At 38.8% G+C, this 8,543-nt stretch carries 7 protein-coding genes; 1 reads left to right on the top strand and 6 read right to left on the bottom strand.

The window, feature by feature from the left end; all coding sequences use genetic code 11:
* Positions 1-93: 93 nt before the first annotated feature.
* The 6 genes from M901_RS16685 to M901_RS12725 all read right to left on the bottom strand — a co-directional run bounded on the left by M901_RS16685 (position 94) and on the right by M901_RS12725 (position 7,426).
* On the bottom strand, positions 94-2,388 hold the full coding sequence (locus tag M901_RS16685; protein WP_081653459.1) for an adenylate/guanylate cyclase domain-containing protein: 2,295 nt from the start codon (positions 2,386-2,388) through the stop codon (positions 94-96).
* Between the two features lie 8 nt (positions 2,389-2,396).
* Positions 2,397-3,974, bottom strand: a complete 1,578-nt coding sequence (locus M901_RS12745) for a tetratricopeptide repeat protein (protein WP_021278615.1) — start codon at positions 3,972-3,974, stop codon at positions 2,397-2,399.
* Between the two features lie 151 nt (positions 3,975-4,125).
* A complete protein-coding gene (locus M901_RS17290) occupies positions 4,126-5,415 on the bottom strand; it encodes a FecR domain-containing protein (protein WP_021278610.1) in 1,290 nt (429 codons plus the stop codon).
* A gap of 189 nt (positions 5,416-5,604) precedes the next feature.
* Positions 5,605-5,961 (bottom strand): arsenate reductase (glutaredoxin), encoded by a 357-nt coding sequence (arsC, locus tag M901_RS12735; protein WP_021278612.1) that lies wholly within the window; start codon positions 5,959-5,961, stop codon positions 5,605-5,607.
* 9 nt (positions 5,962-5,970) lie between these two features.
* Positions 5,971-6,720, bottom strand: coding sequence for a hypothetical protein (locus M901_RS12730; RefSeq protein WP_021278614.1), 750 nt, complete (start codon positions 6,718-6,720; stop codon positions 5,971-5,973).
* Positions 6,701-7,426, bottom strand: a complete 726-nt coding sequence (locus M901_RS12725; RefSeq protein ID WP_081653458.1) for a DUF3943 domain-containing protein — start codon at positions 7,424-7,426, stop codon at positions 6,701-6,703. Before M901_RS12725 ends, M901_RS12730 begins: the two co-directional genes overlap by 20 nt.
* A gap of 80 nt (positions 7,427-7,506) precedes the next feature.
* On the opposite strand from M901_RS12725, the gene hemF reads away from it, so the two are divergent.
* Positions 7,507-8,421, top strand: coding sequence for an oxygen-dependent coproporphyrinogen oxidase (gene hemF / locus M901_RS12720; RefSeq protein WP_021278616.1), 915 nt, complete (start codon positions 7,507-7,509; stop codon positions 8,419-8,421).
* Positions 8,422-8,543 lie beyond the last annotated feature (122 nt).

Genomic DNA, 8,543 nt, shown 5'->3' with positions numbered 1-8,543 from the left:
GTGATGAGGTGATGTCACTCGTTAACGGAAATCGAGCTGCATAGTTTATTTTTTAGATGAAAAATATGGCCATCAGTTATCTGATGGCCTTTTTTATTTAGAAGTTAGAGTAAAGACTCCGTCCCAATCGTGAGGAGGAGGATTTTGAATATATTCTTCACATCTTTTAATATAGATTTCTGATGGATTAGTTTTGACTCCTTTTAGTAATGGGAATCTTTCATATTCAATTTCTAAAGTCTCTTTGAAGACAGCTAGGGCTTCATCCCATCTCTTTTCTTTGTAGAGCTTTAAAGCTTCTTCAAAGAGGACTGAGAGCTTCTTCTCAAGCTCTGGAGCATCGTCCTTTGTGTAGAGAAGCTCATAAGAAGTTACAGGGACTGATTTCCCAACGACTCGAATTGTATCAAGCTCTCTCCAGATAAATTCTTTAGGACATAGTTCCACTGTTTCTTTTGCAACTTGAGTAAAGATACCATATTGTTTCGCTGACTCTTCAAGTCTAGCTGCGAGGTTTACAGCATCTCCCATCATTGTATAGTTCATCCTCGATGACGATCCCATATTTCCCGTCACGATCTCACCTGAGTTAATACCAATTCTCATTCTCATTTCATGAACTATAGTTGGCCACTTATCACCCTCTGAAACCCATTTCTTTCTGAGCTCTAGCAGTTTTAACTGCATCTTGTGGGCAACTCGACAGGCCCTCGCAGCATGATCTTCAAGTGGCATTGGTGCCCCAAAAAAGGCAATAATCGCATCGCCCTCATACTTATCAAGCGTCCCTTTTTCTTCTAGTAAGATATCTGTCATGGCCGTTAGATATTCATTAAGCAATTCAACCAATTGCGTGGCCGAAAGTTTTTCAGAGAAGGTTGAGAACCCTTGAATATCTGTAAAGAAGGCCGTCCTAACACCAGAGTCTCCTCCTAGTTTTGGTGGCTCCCCAGATTCATACATTTCTGAAATAAGCTCTGGTGAAATATAGTTACCAAATGCATTTTTAAGAAAGGTCTTATCTTTATTGGCCATATAGAAATGCACAAAAGTGTTCCAAGAATAACAACCTATAAGTGCAAAATAGCAAAAGAATAGTCTATTTTCATACCCATCAGGAATGAGATAGTAAGTATCATAAATATAAGTTCCTCCAATGATGGCCAAAACAGTCAGAATATCCAAAATCGGATTATCTTTAAGCTGAACAAGTAGTAGGAGACCAACAGATAGAATAAGGAGAATCCATGACATCTTAACAGACTCTGCAAATGGTCTTAGAAACTTTCCATCAAGAAGCATTTTTACAAAGTTCATATGGAAGTAAACTCCAGGCAGCATAGAATCAACTGGAGTATGTCTTAGGTCATAGGCTCCAAAGGCCGATGCACCGACAAAGACAGCAGTGTTCTTAAACATTTTATGCATCTCTGGATCATCATCTGATTTAGAAATAATGTCATAAATAGAGGCCCTCGGGAAGTTTCCAATTCCTCCTGACCAACGGATCTTTGTCTCTCCTAGATCATTAAGATAGACACGGCCTTTTTCTGTTACCAGCGCCGGCTCTCCAAGTACAGAGAGGTCAATGAAAGATTGAAATTTCTTTGAGTCATCACTAAGATTCATCTCATCAGAGTCTTCATCCTCATCCATCTCTCCAACAAAATGTTGGTAAGTACTAAGTCCGTAAGATGGGACATAAATATCGTCGTAGATATTAGAGACTACCTTGTAGTGTCGTATGATTCCATCTGTATCAGCGCTGGCCTCGATATAACCAAGTGAGGGTTCAGCATCAATAAGCTTTTGAATAGGGTACACTGCATTTGAAATTTTTGTTGAGACAAGCTCATAAGCATCTCCACCAGTTTTTGCTGTCATCGCAAAGGCATAGAGGTCTTCAGGTGTTTGAGGAATATCCTCTGTTCCGGCAAGTTTTAAGTTGTAGGGAAGGATAACTCTGTTATTTGGAACTTCATGAAATTCTTCAATCGCCTTTGCCAGGTCATTATCAGGATTAAAGCCATTACAAGTTTGTGACTCCTCTGAGAAGAAAACATCAAAGGCCACAATCTTTGCCCCATAAATTTTGAGCTTTCTAATTAGTGAGCCCCAGTGACTTCTTTGGATCGGCCACGAACCAAGAGCTTTAATTGAATAATCGTCAATATCTGCAAGAACTAATCTTTGATCAATTTTATTCGGATCGATAGTTTTTAACATTCTATAATCAAAGAAACGGTCTTCGAAGAATGAACTATAGGCAAAGTATTTTTTCTGGGGGCTCCATGGTGGAAGGCTTCTAAAAACAAGTGATTGATAAACACTGAGCACGGAGAATGCTACAATGAAAAAGATTCCGAGATATTTTACAAACCGTTCCATGGGATGCCTTAGTAATTAACGTTTAGTTGAAAAGATGTTTCATGCTTTGTATAGCTACTATCTTCGAGATCAGAGCTGTTCTTTGAATAAGTATATTCAAAGTCTGCACTCACATATTTTGAAACAGTCTTTGTGAATTTTGTAATAAGCTCTGTTGTCGTCTCAACGCCACGCTGGGCATCTTTCGTTTCATCATCATAAGCTAGCCATGTTTGGGACAGGGCCAGATTAATATTAATCTTTGGGAAGAGCTCTGGATAAATGAAGTCAAATCTCAAAATTGTACTCTTAGTCGAATTCTCGACAGCATTGTAATAGTCAGATTTATCAGTTTGAAAAAAGAGTAGATAAATCTTTCCATTGATATAAGCAAGTTGGTCTATTGAGAGAGCTGTCTTGTCGAAGTTTAGGTCAGTATCGTAGGCCTTAAACTGATCAAAACCAAGTTTGACAGTTGTCCCACCATATTTAAAGTAATTAAACTTCTCTCCAATATCGATACCAATAGTTCTATTATTAAAAGACTTTTCTTTGATCCCATCCTTATCTTTGGCCTTGTACTCATAGCTCAAATTAAAAATAGACTCTGCAGGTTTCGCAAAGAGTTTATGAGCAAAACGAATATCAACTGATGGTGTTATTGTATAACTATCACTTGAGTAAACATCAGAGTTTTCTCTATCTCCATGGCTTTCTGTCTCAAGATCAATCGCTGGAGTAATGATATAGCGCCTTTTAAAAACTTTGGTATAGTCAGCACTTGCAGACGTTGTGAAAATAAATGTATCTCTCTTTGTCTGAATATTTCCAGGAAGGTCATTTGAGAGGGTAAAGTTATTATCATAAGTAAATGATTGCGAGAAGGCCGCGTTGATCTTCTTGGTTGGAATTCTTTTACCATTTACTAGGAGATTCGGGTCGAGCCCAAACTCTTTTTGAATTTCCTTGATTCTTTTAAATATATCTTTTCCCGTACGGCTTTCAGTATTCATCTTATGAGCAACCTCTAATTGCGGAAGAATATATTTCTTCACGTAGATCGTTGTCTCATCTTTTTCTCTCGCCATATGTAAAAGACTCTCTGAGAGTTGAAATCTTGCAATCTGTTTTAAGTCATCTTTTGCATTATCTTCACTGAGAATTTTCGAAAAATATGTTTTTGCATTCTTGTGCTCATCTAAGAGTTGGGAAATATGAGCGATATAGTAATAGGACTGAGCTCTTTGATAGTCTAGCTTCGCTGATCTAAAGAATGCCTTTCTTGCTTGGTCTAGCTCATTAAGGGCATAAAGACCTTGTCCGACTTCGTAGTAGATGTCTTTGGCCTGACTTCCAAAAGAGATGGCCTTTTTATAATTAATAATGGCCTCACTAAAGTCTTGGAGTCGAGAGTGACTAAGTCCTATGAGATAGAATTTGGTGGCCAAGAATTTCTTGTCTTTTGATTTTGATAATTCGAGAGATGAGATAACATCCTCGTATTCACCACGTTCTAGTTTTTGGTAAATAGCTTTGAGGTCGGCCCCATGAATATTTAGTTGAAAAAGGGTAGGGATAATAAGTGAAGCTAGTACTGACTTCTTCAATTCAACAGTCCTTTGTCGATGCATTATTTCTGCATGGTAAGTCTTTAATAATTATTTAATATTATGCCTTGAAGAGGGAAAATTTTAAAGATGGTAAGAGAGAGGAAATAAAAAGTGGAGCTTAGCGCTCCACTTTTGCTTATTTTATTTTCTACTGATTGTTGAAGATAAATTTCACTCGAGTTTTCTTCTCCAGCTGAGGATTTATTTCCACATCTGGTTCCCGGTCCGGTGGCGGAGGGAGCTGCGGTGGCTCGAGCGGGTCAAACTGTGGAGCATCCTGTGGTGGTGGCTCCAGAGGTGGAGGAGGTGGCGGAGGCGCCAACGGTTTTTCATCATCTGAGGCAGGAGATCTGTCCTTTTCTTGAGGAAGTGCCGTCCAATCACCCTTGGGATCTAGTTTGTAGTAGTCATTTTCATATAATCCTGTGACAGGATTGATTTTTCCAAAGTGTAGAGGAATAATTGGCTCTTTTGTAATAGGATCAATTGCCGCATCTTTTGGAGGCGCAATATACAGAACATTCTCCGTATCAATTAGGCCGCCGTCGTTAAGCTTTGTGTTTCCTGCATAGTCTTGTGATTCAATATTATTATCATCACCATTTTCATCAAGATCTATTGTAGAAAGACCCCCATCGATCTTTGCCATCTCTTCTAGAATCTCTTTCTTACCAGCTCCTGCGAACTCTTCACCTTCCACACCTGGAGGAAGAATACTTCTCGTTGCTAGTTTTGCTGGTTTACCTTTTTTTGATGTTGAGCTTGTCTTAGACCCATCATTACTTTCTAGGGCCTTTAGCTGCTTCTTATTCAACTTAATCGGGGCCAGAGGTTTTGTATCAACATTTGGCATTACCCCTGAGAATTGTCCTCTTCTAACCATTACAGCAGTAGGAGAAGAGACAATACTTTCTAATCTCTTTTGGCTTAAGCCCTTTCTCAAGTCTCCAATTGCACCCATGGCAACGGCACCTTCGAAGGTAATAAGAGAAGTATTTTGGTTTCTTACGTTGAAGTTAACTTGAAAGTCTGTCCCACGAACACCCATGGCAGCAGTCTTTGTTTTAATAAAGAGCTTTGATTTCTCTTTGTCAGACATTTGCATATAGTTCTTTGTAACTTGGGATCTTAGTTGCCCTTTCATGAGGCTGATAATACCGGCCTTCTTCTTTGGGAATTTTGTCACGACCATTTGGGAATTTGGTCCAAGACTCATTTTAGATTTATCGATAAAGAGGAGCTTTATAAAGCTTCTATTCTTAGTCAGAATTTCTGCCCCTTCCTTGATCCAATCACCCTTTTTTAATTTCTTCTTCGAATTGACTTCGAAGACCTTTCCACGCGCTTTGATAACTTTTGCAACACCTTTAGATGCCGCTAGAGCACTCGTGCCAAGGCTAAAAATAAGAGTGAATAACAGTATTTTGAACTTAAGCATTAGCTACCTCATCCTTCATAAACGAACCCATTGAGCTATTCGTCAATTATATCTGCTGACTTTAACGATGATGACAACTGGTTGAAATATGAAAGATTGAGGGGTGATGAGATGAGAGTTTTGGCCTAAAAAGTGGTCAAAACCCATCAGGTTTTAACCACTTTTCAGTATCTTATATAAGAAATGAGATTATGAGATTATTTGAAGAAGATCCTCTGGTGGTCTTCCTACTTTGGCCTTAGCACCATTGACGAGGATTGGTCTTTCTAAGAGTACTGGGTTTTCGCTAACAACTTTGGCCCACTGATCAACGCTTAAATCCTGTCCCTTTAACTCTAGCTCTTTGAATGTTGCCTCTTTAACTCTGATAAGTCCTTCAAGTGGCTTAAGGCCTGTTTTTTTAACAATTTCTTTAAACTCAGTCGCTGTGACACCTTCTTTTAGGTAGAGTTTAACCTCTGGCTGAACACCATTGTTTTCGAGTAGTTCAAGACCTTGGCGGCTCTTTGAACATCTTGGGTTATGATAGTAAGTTTGCTTGGACATTTCTTCTCCTTAAAAAAGTATCATTCCGATTGTTAAGACAAGGGTAAAGGTTTTAATATCCTGTTTCGCATCTCGACTACCTAGAATATTAATTTCCTGGCTATTACTCTTATCAACAAGACTAACTTTAAATGATTCATAAATGGCCCCACTTATTTCAAGAAAGACCGGATGCATATCCTTGTATGGTGTGTCTTCTTCAATTCCAAATGCTAGGTTGAAGCCAATCGATTCATAAGTCAGCTTATGGTCTTCTCTAAATTCTTCTGCAACGTTGAACTTATCGAGTTCAATTGACTGGATCATCCAAGACGGACCAAATTTCATATAACCAAACCATGGACTAATATTGATTCCCGTAAAGAATTGTTGAATCTTCCCAGGAATTTTAAAAGTCTTCGTATTGAATTGAATAAAAGGAGTAATATCGACGGTTCTAATTGAACCTTCTCCCGTAATCGTTTGATTATCGTCGTTAAAGGCTAAATCAGCAGCATTCCCAAGTAGAATACGAGACTCCAAACCACCTAAAATTCTTCCCCACTTATAAGAGAATGATGTTTGAACACCATATGAGCGTGAGTCCTCACGATCAATTTCTTCTCCCGTTGGGGAGCTCTTGTCTTCAAGGGAATTGAAGCTTGATTGAGCATAGGAGAAACCGGCCCTAACAGCAAAATCGTTTTCATAGGAAAATGATTTCTTGGCCATTATTGCGATAAAGAGGACAAAACAGATTCTACCAATCAATGTGAACATTTAGACCTGCCTTATCTTTTCCAACTTGTGGAATGAGTTTTACCTTTCCTTCATAAAACCAAAAAAGAGTTGAAGGGTTAATTGCGTGACCAATAATTTTCCCAAGAACATTTCCTGTATTTAATAAATAGAGGGAGAGTTTCTCAAGCCCAAGTCCAAGCACTGAACCTAGAACAGGGGTTTGGTAAAGGTCTTGAACACTGGCCGGCTCAGTATAAATCTCAACTGTAAATTCGAAGAGAGTACTAGAAATAAACGACATGGTTAGTGCATCTGAGCGGCTGTAACCTCGTGCTCGATAAAAGAGAAAGAGCTGTGAACCCGAAATTGGGTGAACAAACCAGTTCCAAAAAGGTTCGTCCTTGTCGAAAACGAGTTGACCAAAATTCTTCCTATAATTTTCTAGAGAACCTTTTTCTTTAACCGTAGATGGTTGAGTTAGAGGATAAACAACCCAAGTGACGGCATAGATTGCGGCCAGGTTATTGATATTCTCTTCAAAAGTATGTTCTCTATCAATATAGGTGTAGTAGTAATTTGACTTTCGTTGGTATTGAACTTTTTTAGGTAGAGCGGGAAGCTCTGTTGGTTGAGATTTTAAGTTCTCAAGTCCTCCCAGTGAAAAAGAATCACTATTTGCATTATTTGCAAAAGAGAGGGAAGACATAAGAGTCAAAATCAAAAATATCTTTATTGTTTTTGCCATAATAATTTCACAAGTTTTGGTGCATTTGATATCATGGCCACCTCAAAGTGGAAAATAAATTTAATAAAATAGGTGAATCTATGACAACAAGTGCCAACTCAGAGTTACTGGCAAAAATTAAAGATGAATTCGCGGCCCATGTGCGCCTCTTACAAGATCAAATTACAGAGGCCCTTCGTGAGGTTGATCCTGAGATTGAGCTGAATGAAGATAATTGGGAACGCTTAGACACTGCTGGAAATCCTGGAGGTGGAGGTAGAACTCGCGCTTTCCAAGGAAGTGTTATTGAAAATGCAGGTGTTAATACTTCGCTAGTTTTTGGTGCGACGTCAGAGCAATTTGCTAAACAGATTGGAGCCACAAAAGCCGAGATGTGGGCCACGGGGATCTCTCTTATTATTCATCCAACAAACCCACGTGTTCCAACATGTCATGCTAACTTTAGAATGATTTGTGGTGGTGATAAAGTATGGTTTGGAGGAGGTGCAGACTTGACTCCTTTTTATCCGAATACGGAAGACTTCACTTACTTTCATAATGTATGGAAAGAGGCCTGTGCTCCTTATGGATTCTACGCTGATTGGAAAAAGCAATGTGATGAATACTTTGTAAATAAGCATCGTAATAATGAAATGCGTGGAGTTGGTGGGATCTTCTATGATCACTTCTTTTCTGGTGATATGGAAAAGGACCTGGCCATGTTTAAAGAGATTTCTAATCAATTTATTAGGTCATATTTTCCAATTGTAAAGAAGCGAGTTAACGAAGAATATACAGAGGAAGACGTCGACTTCCAATTACATAGAAGGGGACGCTATGTGGAATTCAATCTGTTACATGATAGAGGAACTCACTTCGGTTTAAAGAGTAATGGGAGGACTGACTCTATTCTTATTTCTTTGCCGGGAAGATGTAAGTTTACTTACTGTTATGATCCAAAAGAGGGAAGCCCTCATGCTGAAATGCTAAAATACTACTACCCACAAGAGTGGTAAAAAAATAAGGCCGGTTTATCCGGCCATTTTCATTTTATTTTCAATTAATTTCCTTAAAAGCTCCTCATCATTACATTCAATTCCCATTTCCTGCAACTGGCCTTGCAGCTCTCGAATATAAG

It is taken from the genome of Bacteriovorax sp. DB6_IX, from assembly GCF_000447775.1.
GTDB lineage: Bacteria > Bdellovibrionota > Bacteriovoracia > Bacteriovoracales > Bacteriovoracaceae > Halobacteriovorax_A.
This window is presented reverse-complemented; position numbering and strand designations above follow the sequence as displayed.

Bases quoted from the DNA above. Each gene is read 5' to 3' on its own strand.
- M901_RS16685 (WP_081653459.1), bottom strand. From the start codon at position 2,388: ATGGAACGGTTTGTAAAATATCTCGGAATCTTTTTCATTGTAGCATTC.
- M901_RS17290 (WP_021278610.1), bottom strand. From the start codon at position 5,415: ATGCTTAAGTTCAAAATACTGTTATTCACTCTTATTTTTAGCCTTGGC.
- arsC (WP_021278612.1), bottom strand. From the start codon at position 5,961: ATGTCCAAGCAAACTTACTATCATAACCCAAGATGTTCAAAGAGCCGC.
- M901_RS12730 (WP_021278614.1), bottom strand. From the start codon at position 6,720: ATGTTCACATTGATTGGTAGAATCTGTTTTGTCCTCTTTATCGCAATA.
- M901_RS12725 (WP_081653458.1), bottom strand. From the start codon at position 7,426: ATGGCAAAAACAATAAAGATATTTTTGATTTTGACTCTTATGTCTTCC.
- hemF (WP_021278616.1), top strand. From the start codon at position 7,507: ATGACAACAAGTGCCAACTCAGAGTTACTGGCAAAAATTAAAGATGAA.